This is a genomic window from Lysinibacillus sp. 38-6, from assembly GCF_046245175.1.
Lineage (GTDB): Bacteria > Bacillota > Bacilli > Bacillales_A > Planococcaceae > Lysinibacillus.
In genome coordinates this window covers 3,044,274-3,070,438 of record NZ_CP176417.1, presented here as the reverse complement: position 1 = coordinate 3,070,438, position 26,165 = coordinate 3,044,274, and the positions used below count along the sequence as shown (strand labels likewise).

Genomic DNA, 26,165 nt, shown 5'->3' with positions numbered 1-26,165 from the left:
CGAATTCAAGATATATTAATTCGAGATAAAACAAAGTCTTTGTGAAGTCGTTTGAAGTTATGCAAAATTAGAAAATCTAGACATATGAAAAGAAATTACGAAGGAGATAGTCACGATGAGAAAACATACAGAAGGTATTCATCACATTACAGCGATAGTGGGGCATCCACAAGAGAATGTTGATTTTTATGCAGGTGTATTAGGTTTACGTTTAGTAAAACAAACAGTCAATTTTGACGACCCTGGCACATATCATCTTTATTTTGGTAATAATGCAGGGCAACCGGGTACAATTATTACGTTTTTCCCTTGGGCAAACGCATATCAAGGACGTATCGGTGATGGGCAAGTAGGCGTAACAACATATGTTGTTCCTGAGGGGGCATTGCCTTTTTGGATTAATCGTTTTGCGAAATTTTCTATACCATTCAAAAAAGCTGAACGTTTTGGTGAGCAAGTTGTTCAATTGGATGATCCACATGGACTTCATATTGAATTAGTTGCACGCCCACAAGGTGAATTAAATCATTGGACATTTGGTGATGTAACACCAGAGGTTGCCATTAAAGGCTTTGGTGGGGCAACACTTTATTCAAGTCGTCCACAAGAAACAGAAAATGTATTAACAGAAGTGATGGGGCTTAAAAAAATAGCAACTGAAGGCGAATATACTCGCTTTGCATCAAGTGCTGATATTGGAAATATTATTGATTTAAAAACTGTACCTGGCATACGTGGGCAAATGGGTGTTGGAACAGTTCATCATATTGCTTGGAGAGCAAAAGATAATGCGGATCACTTAGAGTGGCAAGAGTATGTAATGAATCATGGGCAACATGTGACAGAGGTGAAAGATCGAAATTATTTTAACGCTATCTATTTCCGTGAAGCAGGTGAGATTTTATTTGAAATTGCAACAGATCCACCTGGATTTGCACATGATGAAACCGTTGATACAATGGGGAGTCAATTAATGTTACCGTTGCAATATGAACCACATCGAGAACAGTTGGAAAGAACATTAATCCCAATTAAAGTTCGTTCGATGGATTGATAAAAGGGGGAGGAATCATTTGATTTCGATTGATCCTAAACATAATACAGAGCGTGAAAACTATAAACTATTAACGGGTAGTATTATCCCTCGGCCGATTGCTTTTGTGACGACAAAGTCAGAGCAAGGTGTTGTCAATGGCGCACCGTTTAGTTATTTCAATATCGTTTCATCGAACCCGCCGATGCTTTCTTTAGCCATTCAGCGATCGGCAGGCTACTTAAAAGATACAGCTCGTCATATTCAGTATCAAGGACAGTTTGTTGTGCATATTGTAGATGAAGATAATGTAAGCCAGGTGAATGAAACAGCTGCTTCATTACCTGCTACAGAGAGTGAAGTTAAAAAAGCTAATTTTACAGTTATCGACAGTCATCGCATTGACGTTCCTGGTATTAAAGAAGCAAAGGTTCGCATGGAATGTCGCTTAATTCAGGCCATTCCTTTAAAAAATGGTGAGGAACAGACAGGCGATTTGTTTATCGGTGAAGTTGTACAATTTCATCTAGATGAGGCAATTTATCAGGAAGGGCGCATCGATTCAAAAGCTTTAAAGGCTGTTAGTAGATTGGCTGGATCGAGTTATGCAACAATTGGCGAGGCTTTTGAGATAGCACGTCCAAAATAGAAGATTAAAATGCTTCGGAATGGAGGAGCGACAAGTAGAAGACCTTCATTTCGAAGCGATTAATTACCATAGGCTGCATGCTTCACATCTGGTAGCCGCAAGTTATATTATTTCCTGACATGCCCAAGCATCAATCTCCACTTTTAATGTAGGGGCAGCAAGTGCTACTACATACAACAGTGTCATACATGGGAAGTGATCGCCAAAAAAGTCATTCATCACTTTCTTCCTTTCAGTGGCATCAAAATCTCCAACTAAGTAAAAAACCACTTTTGTTAAATCTTCAATGGTCATGCTAGCACGTTCAAGATTTTTTTGTATATTGTCGAGTGCTATTTTCAATTGAGCAATTGGTTCTTCAGGTACGGTACCATCTACTGTCATGCCTATTTGACCTGATAATGTGAGCCATTTATGTGGGCCCGTTATTTCAATTTGGTGTACATATGGTGCGACGGGTAGGTGAACTTCTTGTGGATTTCTCGAGATTCTCATTTAATCAATCCTTATCTATTGAATTTTGGCTAGACTGCTAAAATATGTACAAAAATGAACATAAAAGCGTGATTTTCATGCGATTTCTAAAAGAAGTTGCTTTGGATATAAGTGTTTATAAGGTTATAATAGAATTAAAATGCAGGCTATAACGCTGATGTAGCTTTCAATACACAATGATTAATAGTATTGTCTTTCATTTTAATTTGATAAGAGGAAAAAAACTACTTAAAATTGGATTTACTCCTTTAAATAGGGATATTTACGATGAGAAGCATTATGCTGGATTTATCCCTAAGCTCAAATAATGACATGAAAATTATCTATATTGATGACTAATATTTTGTCTACTTGCTTAATAGACTTGTATTTTGTAAGTTGACAGTTGAGGCGAAGCCGTTTTGTGGAAGGAGTGAATGCATGAGTAATTTTTTTCGAAGTAATGGATTTAAGCGTTTTATTATTCTAGTTGGAATCGCTGTTGCACTATACTTAATGCGCAGTATGATTAACCTTATTCTTCTCACATTCATTATGACCTACTTAATGAATGAGCTTTCTACTAAGGCGACGAAAGAGTTTAGAAAAATCGCGCCAATTAATGAAAAAGCGATGATTGTTGCGCTATATCTTCTACTTGTAGCAGGAATTATAGCCGTTATTTATAAGTATTTGCCGGTTGTGACCCAACAGATTACCCAGCTTTTTGATTTAATAGCAGCTTTTAATCTCAATCCAAACGATAACGAGATTGCGAGATATTTAGCGCCGACATTTGAAAAAATTGAGCTCGGTAAATATTTGGAACAAGGTGTGGACATTACCCTTAAAAATTTAACGAACATTGGTAAAGTGATTTTGCACGTTTTCATCGCACTTATTTTGAGTTTGTTTATTCTTCTTGAGAAAAAAAGAATTATTGAATTTACTGCAAAATTTAAAGATAGCAAAATTGGTCCACTTTATGATGAGTTAACGTATTTCTCTAAAATTTTTATTCGTTCTTTTGGTAAAGTAATTGAAGCGCAATTTATCATTGCTGCTGTCAATTGTGTGTTATCTGTTATTGCGCTCTCAATTATGGGCTTCCCACATTTAATTGCACTCGGAATAATGCTGTTCATTCTTGGGTTAATTCCTGTAGCCGGAGTAATTATTTCGTTAGTTCCGCTTAGCATTATTGCCTATAGTATTGGTGGTCCGATGTACATTGTCTACATTCTTATTATTGTCGTGGTGCTACATGGGATTGAGGCATATTTCTTAAATCCAAAGTTAATGTCAGCTAAAACAAATTTGCCTATTTTTTACACTTTTATCGTTATTCTCTTCTCTGAGCAATTCCTTGGCGTTTGGGGGCTTATTATCGGGATTCCGTTATTTATGTTCCTGCTCGATGTTTTAGGAGTTACGTCCTCTGACGGAGAATCTCAACAAGCGGTCACGATAAAAGAAACAAAGTAAATGAAGAAAAGGAAGCAGCGCGTAATGCGTATGCTTCCTTTTGTTTTTCTGTAAGAAGGGTTGGTTTCCGTTACGGGTTGCTCGCTTTCCGCGGGCGTGGCTTAAGCCTCCTCCTCCGCTCCGCTACGTGCGGGGTCTTAAGGCTCACGCTTTCCCGCAGGAGTCGAGCGAACCTTCACTCTAATCAACTGATTTACTTAGAGCAGCTTACGGCGTGCCCACGGAAAGCGTAGTGGATTTTCCCGAATTAGGAGCCAATTATCTATGCAAAGTGCCAGGCACTCAAACAATTGTTTAAGTTAATTGGAGCGGAGGGTGGCGACTCCTGCGGGAACGCACAGAACGTAAGACGTAACAGACCGCGCGTAGCGAGGGTTACGGCTTACGTGTGTGCCCGCGGAAAGCGCCGCCCGCAGCGGAAATTAACTTTCATCAATGTTTGTGCGAACAATTAATTTGCATAAACCGCACGTGGTTTGCTTTTGATATAAAAGAAAATCAGCAAGGCGGTAATGCCTTCAGCAACGGGGAAAGTCCACCAAATGGCCTGTGCGCCTAGTAATTTAGGTAGCAATAAAAGCGCTGGAATAAATAAGATAATACTACGTAGTAACATAATGGTTGTTGCAAGACGAATCTTTTCAATCGATTGGAAAAATTCTGCAAGCACCATGTTCATTCCTAAAAAAACATAGCCAATCGCAAATTGGACAAAACCTTGCGTTGCCATATTATGAATGGCTAATTCACTTTCACCGAATAAATCCATTAATGGAGAAGGGAATAGCATCGCAATAATCGCAATGCTTAAGCCAAGAATAAGAGCGGTTGCTAAGCCTATTTTCAATAGCTCTATTAATCGCTTTGTTAATCTGGCGCCATGGTGGTAGCTGACTAAAGGTTGGAGTGCCATACCAATGCCTAAAAACACGGTTAATAATACCGTATGAATATAGTTAACCATTGCATAGGCCGTCACGCCGTTTGCGCCTAAATAGTGCAGAAATGACACATTATATAAAATGACGATAATCGCCATGGAAGCTTCTACAATAAAGCTAGGTAAACCAATGGCAAATATTTTCTTTAAATCGGATAAGCTAAAGAACGTAGAAACAAACTTTAATTCAGATTGCTTTCGGAAGAAATGGAGACATAGCACCGACATGCCAATAATTGTAGAGAGGGCTGTCGCTAACGCACAACCTTTTACACCGTAATGGAGCATGAAAATAAATACGTAGTTTAATATTATATTTAAAATGGATGTTGTGATTAAACCCATCATTGCAAGCTTTGGATTTCCATCATTGCGGATAAAAATACTTAATAAGTTTTCAATTGTGTAAAAGACACCAAATAATAAAATGACATGCAAGTATTCTTGCACATAAGGATAAGTCACATCACTTGCCCCAAAAATATAGGCGATATCCTTTAAGTTTAATAAAAGAATTAACACTAAAGTTAAAACGACTGCAAGCATCGTGGCAAACGCGAGTGTAAAAAGCTGATGTGCTCGTTTTTTATTGCCTTCCCCAAGCGAAATGGAGTACAATGTGGCGCCCCCCATACCAATCCACAAAGAAATGGATAACAAAATGGAGAATATCGGCACAGCTATATTAACACCTGCCAGCGCAGTAGGACCAACCCCATGACTGACAAAAATACCATCGACTAAAATATTGACAGACATCAATAGCATACCAATCATCGCTGGGAATAAGTACGATAAAAACAATGGCTTTAACGGTCTTGTTTCGATGGGATTAATGGTGGTCATGAACAAGCACCTCTCTTACCATCACCTTTTCGCCCTTTTCATCCAGTTCACCATTAAAGGCGAATCCAAACTTTTGATAGAGCTGAATGGCTACTTCATTGTTATCATAGACACTTAAAAATATTTTTTGGCAATTGTATTTTGCAGTTAAAAAATCAATCAATTGCTGTAAAAAATACTTCCCAAGCCCTTGATGCTGATAACGCTCATCGATGAAATAGCGATCTAACCAAACGCGTTGTGTGTCATCCTCGTGTGGAAACACACCGTACATTGCAAAGCCTACTGCATTCCCTTCCTTATACAGGCCAACAGGAATAAAGTGCTGATCGATTTCCGCTTCATCTAGGCATTGCTGCGTCGTTTCAATAAAGTCCTGCTGATAATCAGCGATGTGTAATGCTAATACTTCTTCTTTGTTTAAAGCTGTGATGTCACGTATTTCCGTGAACATAATGTCAAAACCTTTCTTAATTTATTGTGAATAGTTACAATCTAAAGTATATAGTTACTATATAGTCAAGGAAGGAAACTTAAAATGCTTAATAAAAACGTAAAATATTTTACAACAGGGGAATTTGCTAAGCTTTGTAAGGTTAATAAACAAACCCTTATTTACTATGACCAAATTGGTTTGTTATCACCAATTATGAAAGATAGTAAAGACTACCGTTACTATTCCATCGCGCAATACGATTTTTTTAGCGTGATTGAATTATTAAAGACGGTCGGTATGTCTTTAAAAGAAATTCAAAAGTATATGGCAAATAAATCACCAGAAAATTTTTTAGACTTGATGCATCAGCAAAAGGAGCTAGTTGCAAAAAAACGACAAGAGCTTGAAATGATTGAAAGTATTATTGAGGTAAAAATCGATACAACAGAGGAAGCACTGCAAATAGATTTTGACAGCATTACAATCGGGCATTACCCTGAGGAAACATTATATTTAAGCAGAAATATTGAAGATTCTACAGAAGAACAGTTTGTAAAAGCAGTCTCGGATTTTATCGATGAATTGGATCGCTCACAACTGGATACGGGCTACCCGATTGGGGGCATTACGAAAAGGGAGCAAGTTTTAGCCGGTAACTATGATAATTATTGCTACTTATATATGGAGCAGCCACATCCGCAAGAAGGGCATCCATATTTTAAGGCAATCGAAGGAGATTTTATTATAGGCTACCATACCGGATTATCCACAACACTCGGACAAACGTATGAACGACTATTTAAAGTCATGGCTGAAAATGGCTACGAGCTAGGGCAATACGCATATGAAGAATACATTTATGATGCAGTTATCAAAAATCGCGAGGAAGACTATATAACGAAAATTATGATGGAAGTAGTCAAAAAGGCAAAATAGCTTAAAAAGAATCTACGCCATTGCAGTCCGCAATGTAGGTAGATTCTTGATGTTTTATTTGTAATGATAGGCGCTAGCTCTTGGATTTTTGCGCTGGATTTTATTAAACCAGGCTTGATCTTTTTCTTCTTGCTGTAAGGTGTTCACAATGGATGAGGAACAGTTAACACAGATTTTTGCCTGTGTAAGTTTACCGCATCGCTCACAGGGTGCGCCTAGATTAGGGAAGATGGATGTTTTTAATTTTCCTGTCTTCACCCATTTATAAAGTAAATCAGATGAAATGCCTGTTAAAGCAACAATTTCATCATTCGTTAAGTGACGATTGTTTTTCCGTAGTAAAAAATGATGTAACTCTGAAAAGATATCTTCTTCTCGTGCATCGATTTTTTTTCCGAACAGCAGCATATGTATCCTCTCCCTTCTCAACTATTTACTAATTTCATGTTTATTTTCAGCGACATTGTGAGGTTGTTCGTCATATTTATAGTTTTCCCAACGAGTACGTGCTAATTTGCGATATTTATTTGAAACACTACGATCTGCAATTAAGCGTGAGAAGCCTTTTTTCGCTTCTACAATATCACCGAGGCGAAGACTTAATTCAGCATGTAAGTATTGAATACGTTCGCTGCCCTCTTGATTGGAAGCGAAAGATTTACTGTAAAAATCTCTTGCGGCTTGTAAATAGTGAATTTCCGCTTCACTTTCATTTTTTAAACGATATAACCAAGCTATTTTCAGTGCGATATTCGCCATTAAAAGCGCTTCTTCCATGGAGGCTTTTGCGACGAGATAGGCTAGTTTATAGCTAACAATGGCATCATCAATCGTCCGTTCCTGGCAGATGTTCATTGGCTTTTGGAGTTCTTTAATATACAGTTCGTCAATTAGTAACATAAAAGGTCCGTATGTTCGTGTCATGGATTTATGGTAGGCATATCCGCAATGCGGGCAGACAGCAACTTCATACAGCAGTGGATTTAACCCTTCATAAACAGGCATAAAATCAGATTGCTCTTCGATTACTTTAAAACGATTCGGACGAACCTTATAGGTTGTATATTGTTTTTTACAAAATTTACAATCCACATTACTTTCGTAGTAGTAAATATTAAAACCCATATGAACCAACTCCTCTGCATCGAGTTTTTAACATTTCTTTAGTTCTATTTAAATAGTGAGAACACTCGTTCAATATATGTAATGGATTATTTACTATGTTAGCAATTCTATGTTTTTTGGTATATGCCTTATCGTGATGAAAGTAATATCTTTATGTACGTTAAATATTTGCTTAAATATACTGACAATAGTATTTATCGGTGGTTTATAAGTAAAAGTTAAATGATTTTGTGTACTTTGTTAAATAACTTCTGACATACCTAGAAGGCTCTTTTTAAGAAAATTTATAAGTAGGTTTATTATAATACATGTAGGATATTTTTACTATTCAATAATATGCGGGTACATGAAGGAAATTTTATACTTTATCAAGTACAATAAAAAGCGGTAATACCTATATTTTCCTAAAAGGGGCGTATAATTTAATGGACTGTAAAATAGTATTTTTTGATGTGGATGGCACGCTCATTAACTATGAGGATGGTTGTATTGAAAGCACTACTAAAAATGCGTTACACATACTTAAAAATAAAGGAATTCGCTTAGTAGCTGCAACAGGGAGGCCACTCTCCATGTGTCACTCCTTGCAGGAATTAGGTATAGAAACGTTTATTACGGCAAATGGTGCTTATGTTCAGCATAAAGACAACACTATTTATGCAAGTCCCATCGCACAAGAAATTGTACAAAGCGTTAAAGCATATGCTGATGACAATCATCATAGTTTGTCCTTTTTCACAGATCAATTATCCATGAATGGCGTGCATCAACCTAAAACACTACAGGCAATGAAAGAGACATTATCTTTAGTTGAATATCCTCCAATAGATGACAATATTTTAAATAAACAAGTTTATTTAATGTGTTTATATGTAAATAGTCAGGACGAACAGAAGTACATGAAACAATTTCCTCATTTAAAGTTTGAACGCTGGCATCCAATGATTACAAATGTTTTGCAAGTGGAAGTTTCAAAGTCCATTGCGGTGCAAGCAGTACTTCAGTATTTTAAGCTAAGGCCTGAAGAGGCACTTGCTTTTGGGGATGGAGAAAATGATATTGAGATGTTTAAAAAAGTTGGATATGGAATAGCAATGGGCAATGGCAGTATGGCATTACAAAACATAGCTGACATGATTACGATGAAATCTACTGAAGATGGCATTGATTATGCATTGCGCAAGCTACAGTTGATTTAGAGCAAGGCAGGCTAAAATGAAGGGGTAAAAGAGATAGGTGGATACGAAAACGGGAATAATAGTAAATAACTGAATTTAGCAAAAACGGTGCTGTGAAGATTGTGCATTATTACTATACATGTAATAATGATTAAATCTATGCAAAAATGATTATAGAATAAATGGACTTTAAGATGCTTATGTTAATGTAAGAACGAATAGAAAAATTTAGGCTTTAGGTGGGGTAGATTATGGTGCATCACGTACAATCTCTAATTGAACATTACGGGTATTTTGGCATTATACTTATACTAGTTGGAGGGATTGTCGGGTTACCACTTCCTGACGAAATTTTTTTAACTTACATAGGGTATTGTGTTTATCGAGAAAATTTAGAGCATATTCCTACATTAATAAGTGCTGCTGTGGGCGCAGCAGGGGGAATCACGCTTAGCTATTACATAGGCTATCGCTTCGGTTTACCGTTATTAGAAAAGTATGGACCGAAAATTCATATAACCGCCCAAAAAATTGATTTCACGAGGAAATTATTTAAGAAAATAGGGCCTGTACTATTACTAATTGGCTTCTTTATTCCCGGTATTCGTCATATAACCGCCTATATTGCCGCTATTAACAACTATCCATATAGAAAATTTGCTGTTTACGCCTACGCTGGTGCTATCATATGGACATTTACTTTCATTACGTTAGGAATTGCATTAGGTAATAAATGGCGTTTTGTTGGCATCTATTTATCTCAATATAGTCTTTATGTAGTATTATTGTTTATAGTTATAATGGTGATCGTTTACTTTGTCTTTAAAAAAAGAAATACGATGAAATAAAAGGTCTGCTTCATTTGTCTAGACGGACATTGGAGCAGACCTTATTGTTTTAAGGCAAAATCGCAAATGAACGCACTGGGAATCCAGATGCTTTTTCAGGCTTTGCTACAATATTGAAAATGACCGCTCCTTTTGCTGGCAGCTTATCTAAGTTGGTCATTAATTCAATTTGATATGTATCCTGATCTAATACAAAGTATTCACCATCTAACTTGCCATTTTTGCGGAAATCAGCCGCTGAATCAGTGTCAAATGTTTCGTGACCGATAGCACTTATTTTCCGTTCCGTAAATAAAAACTGTAACGCTTCTAATCCCCAACCTGGAATATGGTTATGACCATCTTTGTCTTTATTACTGAACAATTCCTTGTCAGGCCAACGTTTACTCCAATCCGTCCGCAGTGCAACAAATGTCCCTGCTTCAATTTCTCCATGTTCCGCTTCGAAATCTAAAATATCTTGTACAGTTAACGTGAAGTCATGGTTCGATTCAGCTTCCTTGGATTTATCAATAACGATAAGCGGAAGGACAAGTTCTTTTAATGCTAATTCGTCTAAATAGCGTGTACCTGCAACGAAATGGATAGGTGGGTCGATATGTGTGCCATATTGTCCGGGAAACGTAAATTGTTGCGCAAAAAAGCCATCATCGTGAGAAAATAACGTTTCAAATTTTGCATCCTCAAACATAAAGAAATGTGGTGAGTTAGGGCCGAATGTGTGTGTTAAGTCGATCCATTGCTTTGATTTTAATAGTTGTAATGTTTGTAAAAGTTCATTTGTCATGATAAATCCCTGCTTTCTTTATTATGAGTGGTGAATCGATACCATCATGAAATACGAACATCATAAACGACAGGCGGACGCTTTCCGTGAGCACCGAGCTGCTTCCTTCGCTACGCTTGCTTCTCACGCTGGAGTCGTCGCCGCTCTATTAAGTTCGTGATTTTATGATGAAATTCATTCTAGTTTAAAAACAAAAAAGAGCCCTACTTGTAGAAGAGGACTCTAATGCTACTGAAGTCAGTCTTCTCATCTTTTTGCGAATATCGCCCATTGGAATTAGCACCATGCCTAAAGACTGGTTGCTGAGACTTCATAGGGCCAATCCCTCCATCTCTCTTGATAAGAAAAATATAAATTTTCAGAAATATTAATATCAAATACTTTAGCATAATTTAAAATAGTTTACAAGTTCTATAGGAGTGCATGGTTATAAAAATTGCAATACAGGAGATTCACCCATATTAAACGAGGCATAAGTCTATTTGATATGTATAAATTTAGTCGTACATATCAAATGATATAAAAAAACAGCAAATTACTACAAAGTTTTAAAAAACAAATAATTCAGATAATATATTTATTTTGAATTATTTTCAATTGGATAGTTAAATAACACTGATTTATAGCTTGATTATTGAAATATTTTGTGTGATTATTTAGAATTATTTTAAATAGATTTGAGGGGGTGTGATACGATGGCACAACAGATTCTATGTGAAGTCAATAACTGCACGTATTGGGGCTCAGGAAACAAATGTACTGCAGAGGCTATTTACGTTGTTAGTCAAAACGGTCAGCGTGCATCCAATAGTGAAGAAACAGGATGCAAAACGTTTACACCTGAAGAGCATTAATAACGATAGAGCCGAGGCACAAGAAGTGTTAGATTGATGACAATCAATCTAACACTTTTTTGCTTTGGCATTAATACTGAATGTTCTAGTATAACCAATATAGTTTTCAAGTTCTGTAGAAGGCTCTTTTCCATTACCAATACAATATGATGGCTATACTACAGCACCCACCTTCTTTTAAGACAATGCGAATATTGTCTGGTGTATACTTTGCTTCAAATTTCGTCGTCACACCGGCAGAGGAAATGAGTTTTTCGACTTCATCTTGCTTGGAAAGCTGGGCAGCATTTTTAAGATCATGTGCAAATTGATCGGACCCTTCAATTTTCTCTGTTAGTAATTGAGCTTGTTGCATAATGGACTGGATTTGCTTAGCTGACGTCTTAAACTTCAGTGTATTAATGGGCGGGTACTGATTAGGGTTTGTAGGAGATGTAGGCATCGCAAGCTGTCTAGGGAAATGATATGGTGAAGGGGGATTAGCATTGCTCCAATTTGGATATTGGTTTGTATAAGCGTAATACGGATAAGGATTGTAATACAGCGAAATTCCTCCCATCTATAAGCTACTATCTTAATGTATCTTATGTAGCGGTGTATGGTTTTGTGTTGAGGGGACTGTTCTAGATTTTACATGTTACAATTAATGTAAATATTGAACGAGGAGTAGATATTAGCGTGGTCCTAACAAAAAACGATGCAACTATTTTAGAAATGGCTGAAATGAGGATGTTTGAATCGAGACTAACAGCAATTAAGGAGCTGCAGGATAATGCAATGGGTGTTGCCATTAGTCAATTTGATAATGCGTATGCATTCTCCGTCAAGCAAATTCCTGGCCCTTCTTATAATGTAGTCAAGGGAGATTGGTGTAGCTCAGAACAAAAGATAGAGGATATTTTATGTTTTTATAAAGATAGAGGCATATCAGCTCGATTTGATTTAGCTCCTCACTATGTAAATGCTTTATCATTGGAAAAATTACATAAAGCAGGCTTTTATCAAAGTGATTTTCACGCAACGTTGTGCTGTGATTTAAATGGAAAAAAGGAAGTAGAATTAAAAAATAGTGCGATTAATATTCGACCTTTGAGAGGGAATGAATTTGATTTATATGCAAAAATTTATGTTGAAGGCTTTGGTATGCCTGCTTCCCTAGCAGCAAGTGTTGCGGCAAATAATAAAGTTTTACATGATAAAAAAGGTTGGTCATTCTATATCGCTTCTATGCAAAATGAACAGGTGGGCATAGGCTCTTTATTTATAAATGATGGCAGGGCAATCCTTGCAGCATCTGCTGTTATGCCTGTAGCACGTAACCAAGGTATTCATCAAGCATTAATTAATAATCGTATAAATGAAGCCATTAGACAAAAGTGTCATGTCATTGTAGGTCACGCTAAGTTTGGCTCGATAAGTCAAAATAATATGGAGCGCTGTGGATTAACAATGGCCTATACAAAAAGTATTTGGACGGAAGTGCAATAGTAATAAGCAAAAAAAGGATATAGCACAGTAAAGAGGGAATATGTAAATAAAGACTGTAGAAAAGGGGGAGATGGGATGAATCGTTTAAATTTAGTTACATTAGGTGTGAAAAATATCGTGGAATCACTAGCATTTTACCGCGAAGGGCTTGGCTTCGAGGTAGTGGTCTATGGGGATGAATCCAATCCAGATGTAATCTTTTTCAATAATGGTGGTACAAAAATTTCGCTATTTCCAATAGAGCGACTAGTCAAGGACATAAATGAAGCGAATCCACCAACAGTAGGCACTGGCTTTACTGGCATCACGCTCGCTTATAATGGGAAGACAAAGGAAGAAGTGGATGACATATTTTTGTTAGCTAAAAAAGCAGGAGCCAATATTGTAAAGGAGCCTGAAACAGTGTTTTGGGGAGGCTATAGCGGCTATTTCCAAGACCCGAACGGCTTTTATTGGGAAGTTGCACATGGCGATATGTGGGAATTTGATGAAAATGACATGTTAATTATTAAGTAATAGATTATAGGCATGCTTTGATAAAGTTACGGTCAAAGCATGTTCTTTATAGGGGAGTTGGTAGAGTGAAACCGTTTTGGGAGCAAGATTACTTAGCAGATACTCATTACGCTTTTGGTAACCCGAGTGAGGAAGTCGTTGAATGGGCTAAAAAATTACCAGCAGGTGCATGCATTTTAGATATAGGATGTGGTGATGGCAGGCATGCAGTGTATTTAGCCCAGCTTGGATTTGAGGTAGAAGCCGTCGATATTTCAGAGGCAGGCATTGCAAAAATTAATCGATACAAAGCATTGCACCAATTACATAACTTACAAGCAGTTGTTCAAGATATTACGACATATGAGTTTAAGAATTTCTACGATTGTATTATTTCACATGGCTTATTTCACTTTTTAGAACGTCAAGATTGGCAGCGCATTATTCAGGAAATGCAATACTATACAAAGGTAGATGGCATTAATATGATTACCGTATTTACAGACGAAGTAGCTATTCCAGAAGATTTAGCACCATTTGTGAAAGGGATATGTAAAGAAGGTGAGATCAAAGATTTATATCAGCAGTGGTCGATTGCCTATTATCGTTCTTATCAATTTGAAGATCAGCATGAACATAATATTCAACATTGTCACGCAGCGAATAAATTAGTGGCTATAAAAAGAGCATTATAACAAAGCTTCTATTTCTTCTAGTGGTTATTTTAGGGCTTGTTTCTTATAGGAAGTATTGAAATCCTCGATTTTGTTAAGGCTAACAAAAGAGGAGGTGTGATACGATGGCACAACAGATTTTATGTGAAGTCAATAACTGCACGTATTGGGGCTCTGGAAACAAATGTACTGCAGAAGCTATTTACGTTGTTAGTCAAAAAGGTCAGCAGGCATCCAATAGTGAAGAAACAGATTGCAAAACATTTACACCTGAAGAGCATTAATGACGGTAGAAGCCGAGGCACAAGAGAAAAAGTGTTAGATTGACGACAATCAATCTAACACTTTTTTGCTATGTCGTGAATGTTCGGGAACGGTGGATGTTTCCTAATGTCGTAATTGGTACATATCTATTTTATCTTTCTTAAACAACAGGGCATGTGCATTTTTTACTTTTTCCTCGACATAATCTATTGAATAATTTCCAAATGCGTCTGTTAAATCACCGATTGCTCTGGCTAAATTATCAATGACCGGAATTAATGTTTCGAGCTCATTCAGTTCTTTCCCTGCGTTCATCTCATCCATAATTTCATGAGCAAGATGTTGAATTGTCCGAAGGCGTTTGTTTTCCGCTTGCATCATATCCTCCTCTAAGATCATCTTTTACACTGACTAAATATATGATGATTATTTATCATTCATGAGCAATTCATAAAAAGGTAAAATAAGGTATGTATTTGTAAAAGGGAGGATAGCCAAATGAAGAGGATTTATGTTATTAGACATTGCGAAGCACAAGGGCAATCTTTACATGCATCTTTAACGGAAAAAGGGCTTAAGCAGGCGGAGCGTTTAGCACAATTTTTTCATGCGATGCCAATCGATCGCATCATTTCGAGTCCATATTTACGTGCCATTCAATCAATAGAACCATTAAGTAAAAGCACAAATCAAAAAATTGAGATAGATAAACGGCTTGCAGAACGCATATTAAGCACAGACAATTTACCCGATTGGTTTGAAAAACTAAAAGGCACTTTTACTGATTTAGATTTGAAGTATACAGGTGGGGAGTCAAGTCAAGAGGCAATGACACGCGTCAAAAATGTAGTAAAAGAAGTGATTGAAGGACAAGCGGAACATAGCGTTATTGTCAGTCATGGCAACCTAATCGCTTTACTGATGAAGAGCTATCAGCAAGATATTGACTTTCCTTTTTGGCAACAGATAAGTAATCCGGATGTTTATCAAATAAGCTATATGGATAATGAAGTGGTGATTGAACGCATTTGGGACGCACAATAATAGGAGAAAAAGCCGGACTACATTCCAGTGAATGAAGTCTGGCTTTGTTTTATTAATATTGAAAGGTAACACGAACAGCAGCGCTAATGGTTATCTGCCCTTGTTCAATAGGTGTTGTGATTGTCGAGTCGGCCATTGCCATCGATTTGTAGAGTACAGGACCATTTTCGTTTTCTTCCACAATTTCTAACGGTTGTGGATGTAAAGCTAAATGCATCGTTTGTGCGATTGTGTTAGCTTTCATTTGTGCATTATGAAGTGCCAAGCTAAGGGCTTGCTGGTAGTAAACATCGGCATGATCTATTTTGAATTGGATAGAAGAAATACGGTTGGCCCCATTTTCTACAGCCGTATCAATAACGTTCCCTACAAGATTTATATCTGGTACTTTAACCGTAATGGCATTTGTCACTTCATAGCCTGTAAACACCTGTTTTCCTTCTACATAATTATAGATCGGCGCAATCGTATAGGCAGCCGTTTGAATATTTTCCCTTGGAATGGTTAGTGCCAAGATGGATTGTATAACACGATTCATCGTACTAGCATTTTCTTGTTGCGCTTGTTGCACATTTTTCCCTTGTGTCGTCACTTCTATTTGAAGTTGGACATAGCTTGCTTGCGCGACTACTTTTCCATTTCCGGTTACGGTCATCATTCGCGATGGATGGTGTGTTTGCGGCTGGGCATGTGCGTAATACATTTGAATTCCACCTCCCGACTGGCACGAGCATGTTTTAAATCATTTTTAACAATGCTTCTACGCCAGTCATTCCTGCGAATATCCCTAGTTGCTCGGCTTCAAAAGTAACGGATTCTAATGGGGCTGTTAATAGCTCATCGATCGTTTTGACGCCAACCGCTCGACCAGCAACAATTTTTCTATCTAATAAACGGCTATTTAAAAGACCGATATCTAATGCACCACACATAATGTAGCCCGTATCATTAGAAATCGTTAGTAAGGTCGTTTTCGGTAAATGCACAACTACAGCAGTGAAAAAATGACCTTTAATCATAATAGGCTCAATTGTTACCATGAACATCACTCCTTTTCTCTCTATACATATGGCAATAGATAAAAAGGTGTTCGGTATTTCTACTAAAAATTGTTTGAGTGCCTGGCACTCAAACAATTTTGCGTTCTAAAGCGTAAAAATCCACTGCGCTTTCCGCTTAGCACGACGTAAGCCGCTGCAACCCTCGCAGTCGCGCGGCTTGTTGCGTCTTACGTTACGTGCGTTCTGAGCAGGAGTTCACGTAGATTCATCACTTGATACTTGTTGAATTGTGCGGAAATTGTATGTGTGCCTGGCACTCTAAAATTGATTATTTTTTAACATAATAATTTGCGTCGCATAAGTAAAATCAGGCAGTCGTATAGAAGTATAATTCAGTGGCTTTCGTAAATAGTAAGATGAGCTGTAATATGCAATAAAACATGGGAGGTGATACTGTGATACGTAAAAATGTATTGTTTTTGACGGCTTGCTTTTTATTCATTTCGATAGGTTTTACAGAGATGAGTACCTCTGCAGAAAAAGGGCGAAGTGAATATGAGGAGACTGGTGAAGTTGTGTGGGATATTAATACAAAAGATAAAATTGTTGCGTTAACTTTTGATGATGGCCCACATCCTAAATACACTTCCATGATCCTCGATGTATTAGCTAAGTATGAAGCAAAGGGTACCTTTTTTATTATTGGTCAAAATGCAGAAAAGTATCCAGATGTTGTTTCGCGGACTTATAATGAGGGACATGAATTAGCCAACCATACTTACACTCACCCGTTTAAAGTTTCCATCCCTAAATTACAGGAGGAACTACAGCAGACAAACCAAATGATTACAAACATTACTGGTTATGCGCCTGTATTATTTCGACCTGTTGGCGGCAATTACAACGAAAAGATGATTAATACCGCTGTAAAAAATGGTTATAAGGTGGTCATGTGGTCTTGGCATCAAGACACACAAGATTGGAAAGAACCGGGCACGAGTAAAATCGTGCAGAAGGTACTTGGTGGAACAAAACCAGGGGATGTCATTTTATTTCATGATGGAGGCGGCAACCGCACACAAACAATTAAGGCCCTAGAAGAAATTATCCCAACCTTAAAAAAACAGGGCTATACATTTGTAACAGTATCGGAATTAATCGAACGAAAACAGCAACAAGAGAAAATTCAATAAAAAATAAGCCATTTCACAATAATGAAATGGCTTATTTTTCTCTATATAGAAACGGATATTCTAGGTATTTATCGATTAGAAAAATAATATAGGTGCTAATGCAATACCTGCAATTGCGCCAAATGCAAAACCAATGCCAAGTCCAGCGCCAAATCCTGGTCTAAAGCCCCAACCCCAAAAACCTAAGCCATATCCTCTATATTGTCTATCAGGCAGAATCCATACCTGGTCTCTATCCACTCTAGTTATTTCTCCAACATGAACATTGCCAGATTTATCAGTAATTCTTACACGTTTACCGTGATATTTACAGCAAAGATTATAACAATCAGCTGGATTCACAAAAATCTCCTCCTTTTTACGTTCTTACAAGTTAATATATGCCGTTACATACATTTATCACTAGCCGATTGTCTATTGGTAACATAAGCTATCGCAAGGGGGTGCATGGATGTCGGTCATATCAACTGATGATTGGCTACATGAGTTCAAGACTAGTCAAAAATTAACGCGTAGTAGAGATGTTGAAGAGTTACAATGCACAATGCTTTGTAGCCGATTACTAGAACATTTTAAAGGTGGAACGCCACAACTAATACAGTATGAATTACAGCAACAGGGGCTTTTTCGAGCACATGAACACATCAATATGAAGATTTTACAGGAGCGACAAAGTTGGGAAATTGTCCAGGAGGAATTTCTCTATTTAAAGAATAAATGGAGCGGTCCTGATATACCAATTTATATATTTCCTCTAACACAAGAACAAAAACGAACGAATAAAAATGGCGTTGCCTATCCAGATGCATTATTTTTGCTGATAGGAGAGCTTGAAAGGCAGGAGCTTAAAGCATTATTTGCACATGAGTACAATCATGTTTGCCGATTACAATACTTAAACAAATCGTTAAAGGAAGTGACGCTACTAGATTCATTAATTTTGGAGGGCTTAGCGGAATGTGCCGTCGAGGAGCTTTACGGTGCTCAATGGTTAGCACCTTGGTTGAGCAATTATTCTTTAGCAAAAATGTTAGCCATATGGCAGTCCTATTTTTTGCCCAACTTGAATGTTAAAGGCTTAGACAATCATGTTGAATTTTTATATGGTGGCAAGCTTCCTCCGTGGATCGGCTATTGTATCGGCTATGAAATTGTCAAGACTTATAGACAACAGCATTCATCTCATCAGCTTCTTAAAAAAAGCTCTAAAAACATACTTAAGGGCTCTGCTTTCCCACTATAAAAACCAGTTGTCGATGCTGCATTGACAACTGGTTTTTTTCATTAGATTGAAATGATATCTAGGGCTATAGCGATGCCTAGTAAAACAATACTTAACCCCCACATCCAAAAGAAAGAATATCTTAAATGTTTCCCCATTTCTAAGCCTGATAAGCCTAAAGCTAACCAGACAGCAGGTGCAAGTGGTGACACAAATGTACCTACAATATTACCGATAATCATAGCGTAAGCAGTTGATAGTGAGTCGATATCGAAAGATAAGCCAATCTGTTCAACTACAGGAAATAAGGCAAAATAATAAGCATCCGTACTTAGTAACAGATCAAATGGTACGCCTAAAATGCCGATGATGATGTGTAAATAGGATGATAGTGCTGACGGTAAAATATGTACGGCATTATTAGCAATCGCCGTTAACATCCCTGTACCATTGAGGATACCTAAAAATAAGCCAGCGGCTATAATAATGGATGCCATCGTTAAAGCGCTCGGGGCATGTGTTCGCACGCGTTCCATTTGTTCTTTAGGTGTACGATAGTTAATTGGCAGGGCGACAGCAACACCGATTAAAAAGGCTAATGCTGCAGGGACAATACCGGCAACTAATATCCCGATTACCACTATCGTTATTAGCGCATTGACCCATAATAATTTTGGGCGGCGTAAAGCGATGTCAACTTCTGATGACACAACACCTTGTGTGATAGAATGCGCATCTTGCGTAAAATCTAGTGTGCCATATTGTTTTAAAATCCGTTTCTTTTCTCGAAAACCTAAGTACAGTGCCAACGCTAACATTAGAACAACGCCAATCATTTGAATAATGATTAATGGATACCATAATTCAGTAACATCTATCTCCAATACTGAAGCCACGCGACCTAAAGGACCACCCCAAGGTACCATGTTGATTACTGCTGCAGCTCCTGCGATTAATAAAAGCAATAAGTACGGATTCATGCGTAACCGTAAATATAAAGGCAATAATGCAGGAATGGTAATTAAAAACGTAGAGGCACCAGAGCCATCTAGCTGAGCCACAACAGCAATTAGCACTGTGATCACAGCAACGACAACAATATTCCCTTTTGAAAGCGCAATCATTTTATTGATCAATGGCTCAAATAGTCCAACATCCTGCATAATGCCAAAGAAAATAATAGCAAAGATAAACATTACCGCTACGTTCATTACAGAGCTTAGCCCTGAACTAAAAAACTCCCCCAATTCACTGACATTAAAACCAGCAATGAATGCTGCTATTATTGGAGGAATAACCATTGCGACAAGCGGTGAGACACGGCCACTTATGAGTAGCGCAACAATAATCATAATAGTAAAAAAGCCAATAATACTTAGACTCAAAAAAGCCCCTCCCTTTTATTGAGTATTCCGACTATTAAAAGGTAGCATGGTACTAAAAGGAAGGGAATAATACGATCATATGTTATATAACTGACATTCTATTTATTTTGTTCATAAGTTCCATCATAAATATATTTTCGTTCAGGTCTGCCGATCGTGCCGTAAATAGGTTTTATGTACAAAAAGTGTTCGCTAACGAGGTATTCCAAATAGCGACGAGCGGTTGAACGGCTAGAACCAATTAACTCACTTAATTGTGAAGCTGTCAGCTCTTGGAACTGTTGGCTTTCAAAAATACGTTTTACAATTTGTAATGTATGCAAATCGATGCCTTTGACGTGGCTATCTTCAGGCATAGTCGATTCAAAATAAAATAGGCAATCAAGATCCTGTTGTGTGACGTTTGGGCGGTTTTGAAATAATAGTGATTCATTCAAATATTTTTTAAACGCTTGGTGCAGTCGTTGTTGCTCAAACGGTTTAATTAAGTAATCTACTATGCCTAAATCTACTACGTCTTTTATTAAGCTTCTTTCTGTTGCAGCAGAAATGACAATGATTTTAATGGCAGGATAGTGAAGACGTATATGGCGAACTAATGAGCTGCCTTCAACATCAGGAATATACAAATCCGTTAAAATGATTGCCGGTAAGCTAGTGGATTGTTGTAGTTTTTCGATGGCTTCTTGACCTGTACGCAAACTTTCTGTAACGATAAAACCGCTTATCGTCTGTACATAATCTGCGTGAATGTTTGCTACTCTAAAGTCATCCTCGATAATCCATACACGTGTTGTCATACTAAATGACCTCCTTTGGAACAATAATTAAGAAACAGGCTCCAGATAAATCACCACAATCGATTAACAACTCACCATTAACCTTGTCGAGCGCTTTTTTGCTTATTGTTAAACCGTATCCACGATCTAAGCCTTGTTTTGTTGAAACACCTTGTGAAAAAATAGCATCATACATATTGGGGTCAATACCTGGACCATTATCTTGAATCTCCAATAAGTAATGATTTTTATAGTCATTGATGGAAAGTTGAATTACTTTATCAGCGGTTGACCAATTTTTCAATGCTTCAATCGCGTTTTGAAGAACATTACCAAGTGCTGTTAAAATAGCATCTTCCTGCTGCTTCGATAATTCAATAGATGCTGAAATATCCTTTAGTTCCAGCTTAATGCCTAATTCAGCTGCTTCGGCTATTTTTCCTTGAATTAATGCTCGTAGTAGAGGGGGTGTTACAGCACTGTTTAAAAAAGCTTGATTTTTAAGTTGTATGTTGCGCTCTTCTTGAATAAATGCAATGGCTTCTTTGTATTGTTTAGAAAAGAGCAAACCTAAAATAATATGTAGCTTATTAGCAAATTCATGTGTATAAGCTCGTTGCATATTGGCGTATTGTTTTACTTGTTTTAACTCATCAATAATTTTTTGTAAATCTACTTTTTTTCTAAATGTATAGAGTGAACCAATTTTCTTTTTCTTTTCAACTAATGGCGCTTTATTTAAGATAATAATATGTTCATCGAGAGATAGTTCTAGGTGATGAATATGTTCTTCGGCAATAATTTTAGGGCTGAAAATATGCTCGATTTTTTTACCCATCCATGCTGAAATAGGTTGATTGTGCGTAGCATCTAGCATATCGTAGGCACTTTTATTGATCGTTGTAATGTAGTTTAAATGGTCAACAGCTAGTATCCCTTCCTCAGTCGTTTCTAAAATGACCTTGTTTTGTTGGTATAACTTTGCGATATGAATAGGTTCCATATTAAATAATAATTTTTTAATATAAAGAGATATACTAATAGCGCCTAGTATCCCGATTAAGAGAATCATCATTGTGTATTGTAGCCATTTGTATAGATGACTCTGGATGGTTGTATCAATATGTGCTGTTAGAAAGCCGACCGAAACAACGCCGATAATGGAATCGTCTAAAATAATAGGAGCTTTCCCTCGAATAGATTCTCCTAATGACCCCATTGTTTTCGAAATATAGGCTTGTCTATCAAGTAATGCGGCGTCATTGTCACCGCCAACCATTTGAAGTCCAATTTTATTTACGCAAGGATGTGAGTAACGCACACCTTCCGCATTGCCAACAACAATAAAAGCTGCGTTAATGTCCTGTCTTAACGGCTCAACAATTTGCTGAATCGTTTCACTTGGCTGTTCGTGTGCGAAGGCAGCAATGATTTCTTCCATCGATGCGATTGTTTTGGCAATATTTAATGCTTCCACGCCTATTTGTCTTTCTGTCGTATCTCGGATATGTTGTTGCAAAAGATACATAAACAGTCCACAGATGACAAGAATTAGAATAGTCATTAAAAAAATCATTTTAACTGTTAGAGACTGGAACAAACTTTTCATAATTCACCTCTATATAGTTAGCGTTATTTTTTCTTCGATTGCTTCTAAATTCACGTAAAAGAGCGTATCGGAAATAGTCTATCATAAATATTTATCATATATAGTAACTTACATGAGAGGAGAGATAGCCATGTCTGATGAAGTGAGAAATATTCTGCCTCCTGTAATCGATGCATCAACAAAGGTGCTGATCGTCGGCTCGATGCCAGGAAAGTTATCATTAGAGAAGCAACAATATTATGGCAATCCGCGCAATCATTTCTGGTCGATTATTGGGCATATTTTAAAGCAAGAGATTCCTTTAAATTATGAGCAGCGCATAGCGTTGTTAAAGAAAAATCATATCGGTCTGTGGGATACAATTGAATCGTGTGAGCGTAAGGGTAGTTTAGATGCCGCCATCCGAAATGAAATTCCGAATGATTTCCGAACGCTCTTTCACCATTTTCCAAATATTGAACTTGTGCTCTTTAATGGCGGTAAGGCATTTGAAGTGTTTAAAAAGCATATTGGCTTTGCAGTATTAGATGGACGTGATTATTACAAGATGCCTTCAACTAGCCCGATCCCTGGCAAAAATATTAAATCTTTTGATGAAAAGCTAGAGGATTGGCGAGTAATGCAATCCTATTTAGCATAAGGAAACTTTAACGTTATTTGACAAGTAGGCAATGGCTCAACCGGCTTTCGCCCCTTTACATATATTGAATTATGTAAAAGGGGGAGTATGTATTGAATAACTATCCAAATAGTGATTTCGGGGGAAACTTTAGACTGCCTGGCCCACCTAATTTTAATTTTCCACCAAATATGGGACAGCCGCCTAACTTCGGCCCACCGCCAAATATAGGTCAACCACCTAACTTTGGCCCACCGCCAAATATAGGACAGCCGCCTAACTTCGGCCCACCGCCAAATATGGGACAGCCGCCTAACTTTGGCCCACCGCCAAATATGGGACAGCCGCCTAACTTCGGCCCACCGCCAAATATGGGACAGCCGCCTAACTTTGGCCCACCACCAAATATGGGTCAACCACCTGCTGGCCAAATGCCAATGAGTGCACCACCAAGTTTTTCGCCAGCTATGCCTGCTTGGCACGGTGGCTCAAACGGTATTCAAAGATGCTTATTTAGGAATACGTTTATATGGACGACAAGCGGCAGAAGTTTTTGGTTTTTCCCGACGGTTATCGGGAGGGAATTTATTGCAGGATTCCGCTGGAGTAATCGATCTGGCTGGCGTTTCAGTACAATTATGCGCGAAAACATTCTTGCATTCGAATGTTTTAGATAAAGCGTCTTATTTCGAGGGATTCGTCGATGGTATACGATGAATCCTTTGTTATTTTAGTCGACATTGTTCCGATGACAAAAAAATGATTATTAAAAAATTCTGTTTTTCTGCATTTAATGTTACAATTACTGTAACTAAAGATGAAGGGACGATGGGTGGCTAATGATTAACTAATCTTATTTTGTGCACATGAAATGTATATTTCAATGAATCAAAAATAGGATTAGTCTGCCCATTTTCCATAAAGTGCAATGATAATAGGCGAAGTGCCTGCTATTGTTAAACACATACTCAAAATGCCATTCAAATGGTTCTTTCATTGGGCTTTTTTAGGTATGATATTTTCGCGACTAATCCTTCCAAAATAATTGGAGGGATTTTTTTGTCCCTCTATATCGAGAGGAATGGATAACTATGAGAGAACTAATAAAAATACAAAATGTCCACTATGAAGTGAATGACACAGTTATTTTTGACAATGTGACAGCTACGGTAAAACAAGGTGAAGTCATTGGTATTATCGGGAAAAATGGCGCGGGGAAATCGACATTATTACAGCTAATTCAAGGCATACTAACACCTACAGCAGGACAGCTCATGCCGTTACAGCAGATTAAAATAGCTTATGTAGAACAAGAGCAAGCAACAATCGATAATTGGGAAGTCAGTGCGGAGGAAGCGGATCTACTCGCTAAATGGCATGTGCCAAATACCGAGTTTACAGCTTTAAGTGGTGGTGAAAAGCTGAAAAGACGACTAGCAACAGGCTTTTCGCAACATGCACAGTTATTATTGTTGGATGAACCGACCAATCACTTAGATGAATTAAGTACTGCACTGCTGATTGCTCAAATTAAAAAATATGAAGGTACGATTATTGTAGTATCCCATGACCGTTATTTTTTAGATGAAGTTGCTACGAAAATATGGTCACTGGAAGACAGCAAACTGTTAGAGCATAGTGGAAACTACACAAGTTATATGGTGGCAAGAGAGCAACAAAGATTAGCTCAGCAACGTGCCTATGATAAACAGCAAAAAAACGTTGAACGGATTGAAGCACAGATGAATGAACTTTCGTCTTGGTCGCATAAGGCGCATGCGCAATCGACGAAGCAAGAGGGTGTGAAGGAGTATTATCGAGTAAAGGCGAAAAAAATGGATGCACAAGTAAAATCAAAGAAAAAACGTTTGGAAAAGGAACTAGCAAAAAATAAAGTGGAGCAACTTAAGCAAGAAGAGGAAGTCCGCTTTTCTGTAGAGACAAACAAGCGGGTAGGTAAACGATTTTTAGAGTGTAAGCATGTAACAAAATCGTTTGAGCAACGTCTGTTATTTAAAGAGCTCACGATGACGATTAAATTCGGTGAAAAGATTGCCATTACAGGTCCAAATGGTAGTGGGAAAACTACTTTATTAAAGGTGCTAATCGGGCAAGAAAAAGCGGATGGGGAGATATGGATTTCACCCGCTGCTACTATCGGCTATTTAACACAGGACGTCTTTGATTTGCCGCTTGAGCTTACGCCTGCGCAATACTTTTACAGGGAGACTTTTGAGGAAAGAGGTCAAGTCCGCAATGTGATGAAACATTTAGGGTTTACGGCGAACCATTGGACAGCACCTATTGGCAATATGAGTATGGGAGAACGTGTGAAATGTAAGCTGATGGCTTATATATTAGAAGAAAAAAATGTGCTCATTTTAGATGAGCCAACAAACCATCTTGATTTACCATCAAGAGAACAATTGGAGAAAACATTAGAACTGTATACAGGTACTTTGCTCGTTGTATCCCATGATCGTTATTTTTTAGAAAAAACAACGAACAGCGTGTGGGAGCTGAAAAACCAAGGCATTGAGAAAAAATGGAGAGATAGCGCACCGCCACAAGTTGATGATACAAGTGCACTGCGCTTAAAGCTTGAAAATGAAAGACAAGAAATACTCGGCAAACTTAGCTTTTTAACGGCAAAAGATAAAGATTACGCCATGCTCGATCGTAAATTTAACGACTTGACGAAGCAAATTAATGAACTCCGCTAGATGGACGTTTAACAGAGAGAAGAATGGGGAAAATAAATTAGATTCAGCACAAGACTAGCACAAGCAATAGCGCTAAAA

General features: G+C 37.6%; 31 protein-coding genes and 1 riboswitch. Of the genes, 17 read left to right on the top strand and 14 right to left on the bottom strand.

The features are described from left to right. Window positions 1-115: 115 nt before the first annotated feature. On the top strand, window positions 116-1,054 hold the full coding sequence (locus ACKVEV_RS15715; protein WP_409367284.1) for a ring-cleaving dioxygenase: 939 nt from the start codon (window positions 116-118) through the stop codon (window positions 1,052-1,054). Between the two features lie 19 nt (window positions 1,055-1,073). Then, complete coding sequence (locus ACKVEV_RS15710; RefSeq protein WP_409367283.1) at window positions 1,074-1,682, top strand: flavin reductase family protein; 609 nt, start codon at window positions 1,074-1,076, stop codon at window positions 1,680-1,682. Between the two features lie 102 nt (window positions 1,683-1,784). Here the strand turns inward: ACKVEV_RS15710 and ACKVEV_RS15705 are convergent, their stop codons facing one another. Further along, a complete protein-coding gene (locus tag ACKVEV_RS15705) occupies window positions 1,785-2,177 on the bottom strand; it encodes a RidA family protein (protein ID WP_409367282.1) in 393 nt (130 codons plus the stop codon). Between the two features lie 420 nt (window positions 2,178-2,597). Here ACKVEV_RS15705 and ACKVEV_RS15700 point away from each other — a divergent pair, with 420 nt between their 5' ends. Beyond that, a complete protein-coding gene (locus tag ACKVEV_RS15700; protein WP_409367281.1) occupies window positions 2,598-3,641 on the top strand; it encodes an AI-2E family transporter in 1,044 nt (347 codons plus the stop codon). 451 nt (window positions 3,642-4,092) lie between these two features. Here ACKVEV_RS15700 and ACKVEV_RS15695 read toward each other — a convergent pair whose 3' ends face one another. Both ACKVEV_RS15695 and ACKVEV_RS15690 read right to left on the bottom strand, forming a co-directional pair. After that, window positions 4,093-5,427: an MATE family efflux transporter gene (locus ACKVEV_RS15695; protein WP_409367280.1), complete on the bottom strand. Its 1,335-nt coding sequence runs from the start codon at window positions 5,425-5,427 to the stop codon at window positions 4,093-4,095. Continuing rightward, window positions 5,414-5,881, bottom strand: a complete 468-nt coding sequence (locus tag ACKVEV_RS15690) for a GNAT family N-acetyltransferase (protein WP_409367279.1) — start codon at window positions 5,879-5,881, stop codon at window positions 5,414-5,416. The genes ACKVEV_RS15695 and ACKVEV_RS15690 overlap by 14 nt, the downstream gene beginning before the upstream one ends. An 84-nt stretch (window positions 5,882-5,965) precedes the next feature. On the opposite strand from ACKVEV_RS15690, the gene ACKVEV_RS15685 reads away from it, so the two are divergent. Continuing rightward, a complete protein-coding gene (locus ACKVEV_RS15685) occupies window positions 5,966-6,799 on the top strand; it encodes a MerR family transcriptional regulator (protein WP_409367278.1) in 834 nt (277 codons plus the stop codon). A gap of 54 nt (window positions 6,800-6,853) precedes the next feature. Here the strand turns inward: ACKVEV_RS15685 and ACKVEV_RS15680 are convergent, their stop codons facing one another. After that, window positions 6,854-7,207 (bottom strand): hypothetical protein, encoded by a 354-nt coding sequence (locus ACKVEV_RS15680; protein WP_409367277.1) that lies wholly within the window; start codon window positions 7,205-7,207, stop codon window positions 6,854-6,856. A gap of 21 nt (window positions 7,208-7,228) precedes the next feature. Further along, window positions 7,229-7,924, bottom strand: a complete 696-nt coding sequence (locus ACKVEV_RS15675; protein WP_409367276.1) for a DUF2225 domain-containing protein — start codon at window positions 7,922-7,924, stop codon at window positions 7,229-7,231. A 425-nt stretch (window positions 7,925-8,349) separates the two neighbouring features. On the opposite strand from ACKVEV_RS15675, the gene ACKVEV_RS15670 reads away from it, so the two are divergent. Both ACKVEV_RS15670 and ACKVEV_RS15665 read left to right on the top strand, forming a co-directional pair. Further along, entirely contained in the window at window positions 8,350-9,123 is a 774-nt protein-coding gene (locus ACKVEV_RS15670; protein WP_409367275.1) for a Cof-type HAD-IIB family hydrolase, read from the top strand. A 230-nt stretch (window positions 9,124-9,353) separates the two neighbouring features. Then, the gene (locus ACKVEV_RS15665; protein ID WP_409367274.1) at window positions 9,354-9,950 is read left to right on the top strand and encodes a DedA family protein; all 597 of its coding nucleotides are present in this window, start codon (window positions 9,354-9,356) and stop codon (window positions 9,948-9,950) included. Between the two features lie 49 nt (window positions 9,951-9,999). On the opposite strand, the gene ACKVEV_RS15660 is transcribed toward ACKVEV_RS15665, so the two are convergent. Continuing rightward, complete coding sequence (locus tag ACKVEV_RS15660) at window positions 10,000-10,737, bottom strand: cyclase family protein (RefSeq protein ID WP_409367273.1); 738 nt, start codon at window positions 10,735-10,737, stop codon at window positions 10,000-10,002. Between the two features lie 243 nt (window positions 10,738-10,980). After that, window positions 10,981-11,083, bottom strand: a riboswitch (SAM riboswitch). Between the two features lie 349 nt (window positions 11,084-11,432). On the opposite strand from ACKVEV_RS15660, the gene ACKVEV_RS15655 reads away from it, so the two are divergent. Continuing rightward, entirely contained in the window at window positions 11,433-11,591 is a 159-nt protein-coding gene (locus ACKVEV_RS15655) for a DUF1540 domain-containing protein (protein WP_409367272.1), read from the top strand. 133 nt (window positions 11,592-11,724) lie between these two features. Here ACKVEV_RS15655 and ACKVEV_RS15650 read toward each other — a convergent pair whose 3' ends face one another. After that, complete coding sequence (locus ACKVEV_RS15650; RefSeq protein ID WP_409367271.1) at window positions 11,725-12,150, bottom strand: hypothetical protein; 426 nt, start codon at window positions 12,148-12,150, stop codon at window positions 11,725-11,727. 119 nt (window positions 12,151-12,269) lie between these two features. On the opposite strand from ACKVEV_RS15650, the gene ACKVEV_RS15645 reads away from it, so the two are divergent. The 4 genes from ACKVEV_RS15645 (at window position 12,270) to ACKVEV_RS15630 (ending at window position 14,532) form a co-directional block, all read left to right on the top strand. Then, window positions 12,270-13,079 (top strand): GNAT family N-acetyltransferase, encoded by an 810-nt coding sequence (locus tag ACKVEV_RS15645; RefSeq protein WP_409367270.1) that lies wholly within the window; start codon window positions 12,270-12,272, stop codon window positions 13,077-13,079. A 75-nt stretch (window positions 13,080-13,154) separates the two neighbouring features. Next, window positions 13,155-13,595: a VOC family protein gene (locus ACKVEV_RS15640; RefSeq protein ID WP_409367269.1), complete on the top strand. Its 441-nt coding sequence runs from the start codon at window positions 13,155-13,157 to the stop codon at window positions 13,593-13,595. A 65-nt stretch (window positions 13,596-13,660) separates the two neighbouring features. After that, a complete protein-coding gene (locus ACKVEV_RS15635) occupies window positions 13,661-14,269 on the top strand; it encodes a methyltransferase domain-containing protein (protein WP_409367268.1) in 609 nt (202 codons plus the stop codon). Window positions 14,270-14,373: 104 nt separating this feature from the next. After that, a complete protein-coding gene (locus tag ACKVEV_RS15630) occupies window positions 14,374-14,532 on the top strand; it encodes a DUF1540 domain-containing protein (protein WP_069508156.1) in 159 nt (52 codons plus the stop codon). Window positions 14,533-14,635: 103 nt separating this feature from the next. Here ACKVEV_RS15630 and ACKVEV_RS15625 read toward each other — a convergent pair whose 3' ends face one another. Next, window positions 14,636-14,893 (bottom strand): group-specific protein, encoded by a 258-nt coding sequence (locus ACKVEV_RS15625; protein WP_409367267.1) that lies wholly within the window; start codon window positions 14,891-14,893, stop codon window positions 14,636-14,638. Window positions 14,894-15,010: 117 nt separating this feature from the next. On the opposite strand from ACKVEV_RS15625, the gene ACKVEV_RS15620 reads away from it, so the two are divergent. Continuing rightward, on the top strand, window positions 15,011-15,556 hold the full coding sequence (locus ACKVEV_RS15620; RefSeq protein ID WP_409367266.1) for a histidine phosphatase family protein: 546 nt from the start codon (window positions 15,011-15,013) through the stop codon (window positions 15,554-15,556). 52 nt (window positions 15,557-15,608) lie between these two features. On the opposite strand, the gene ACKVEV_RS15615 is transcribed toward ACKVEV_RS15620, so the two are convergent. Then, entirely contained in the window at window positions 15,609-16,259 is a 651-nt protein-coding gene (locus tag ACKVEV_RS15615; RefSeq protein ID WP_409367265.1) for an SIMPL domain-containing protein, read from the bottom strand. Between the two features lie 34 nt (window positions 16,260-16,293). Continuing rightward, window positions 16,294-16,596: a YunC family protein gene (locus ACKVEV_RS15610; protein WP_409367264.1), complete on the bottom strand. Its 303-nt coding sequence runs from the start codon at window positions 16,594-16,596 to the stop codon at window positions 16,294-16,296. Between the two features lie 482 nt (window positions 16,597-17,078). Between ACKVEV_RS15610 and ACKVEV_RS15605 the strand changes: the two genes are divergently transcribed. Next, window positions 17,079-17,750 (top strand): polysaccharide deacetylase family protein, encoded by a 672-nt coding sequence (locus ACKVEV_RS15605; protein WP_409370570.1) that lies wholly within the window; start codon window positions 17,079-17,081, stop codon window positions 17,748-17,750. A gap of 75 nt (window positions 17,751-17,825) precedes the next feature. Here ACKVEV_RS15605 and ACKVEV_RS15600 read toward each other — a convergent pair whose 3' ends face one another. Further along, window positions 17,826-18,092, bottom strand: coding sequence for a hypothetical protein (locus tag ACKVEV_RS15600; protein ID WP_409367263.1), 267 nt, complete (start codon window positions 18,090-18,092; stop codon window positions 17,826-17,828). Window positions 18,093-18,201: 109 nt separating this feature from the next. Between ACKVEV_RS15600 and ACKVEV_RS15595 the strand changes: the two genes are divergently transcribed. Next, the gene (locus ACKVEV_RS15595) at window positions 18,202-18,993 is read left to right on the top strand and encodes a DUF2268 domain-containing protein (RefSeq protein ID WP_409367262.1); all 792 of its coding nucleotides are present in this window, start codon (window positions 18,202-18,204) and stop codon (window positions 18,991-18,993) included. Between the two features lie 41 nt (window positions 18,994-19,034). Here the strand turns inward: ACKVEV_RS15595 and ACKVEV_RS15590 are convergent, their stop codons facing one another. The 3 genes from ACKVEV_RS15590 to ACKVEV_RS15580 all read right to left on the bottom strand — a co-directional run bounded on the left by ACKVEV_RS15590 (window position 19,035) and on the right by ACKVEV_RS15580 (window position 22,745). After that, the gene (locus ACKVEV_RS15590) at window positions 19,035-20,357 is read right to left on the bottom strand and encodes a CitMHS family transporter (RefSeq protein WP_409367261.1); all 1,323 of its coding nucleotides are present in this window, start codon (window positions 20,355-20,357) and stop codon (window positions 19,035-19,037) included. A 98-nt stretch (window positions 20,358-20,455) separates the two neighbouring features. Continuing rightward, complete coding sequence (locus tag ACKVEV_RS15585; RefSeq protein WP_409367260.1) at window positions 20,456-21,157, bottom strand: response regulator; 702 nt, start codon at window positions 21,155-21,157, stop codon at window positions 20,456-20,458. Between the two features lies 1 nt (window position 21,158). Next, window positions 21,159-22,745: an ATP-binding protein gene (locus tag ACKVEV_RS15580; RefSeq protein WP_409367259.1), complete on the bottom strand. Its 1,587-nt coding sequence runs from the start codon at window positions 22,743-22,745 to the stop codon at window positions 21,159-21,161. Window positions 22,746-22,875: 130 nt separating this feature from the next. Between ACKVEV_RS15580 and ACKVEV_RS15575 the strand changes: the two genes are divergently transcribed. The 3 genes from ACKVEV_RS15575 to abc-f all read left to right on the top strand — a co-directional run bounded on the left by ACKVEV_RS15575 (window position 22,876) and on the right by abc-f (window position 26,087). Next, entirely contained in the window at window positions 22,876-23,385 is a 510-nt protein-coding gene (locus tag ACKVEV_RS15575) for a DNA-deoxyinosine glycosylase (protein ID WP_409367258.1), read from the top strand. Between the two features lie 92 nt (window positions 23,386-23,477). Further along, window positions 23,478-24,041: a transporter gene (locus tag ACKVEV_RS15570; RefSeq protein WP_409367257.1), complete on the top strand. Its 564-nt coding sequence runs from the start codon at window positions 23,478-23,480 to the stop codon at window positions 24,039-24,041. Between the two features lie 414 nt (window positions 24,042-24,455). Continuing rightward, on the top strand, window positions 24,456-26,087 hold the full coding sequence (gene abc-f, locus ACKVEV_RS15565; RefSeq protein ID WP_409367256.1) for a ribosomal protection-like ABC-F family protein: 1,632 nt from the start codon (window positions 24,456-24,458) through the stop codon (window positions 26,085-26,087). The last annotated feature ends 78 nt before the right edge of the window (window positions 26,088-26,165 follow it).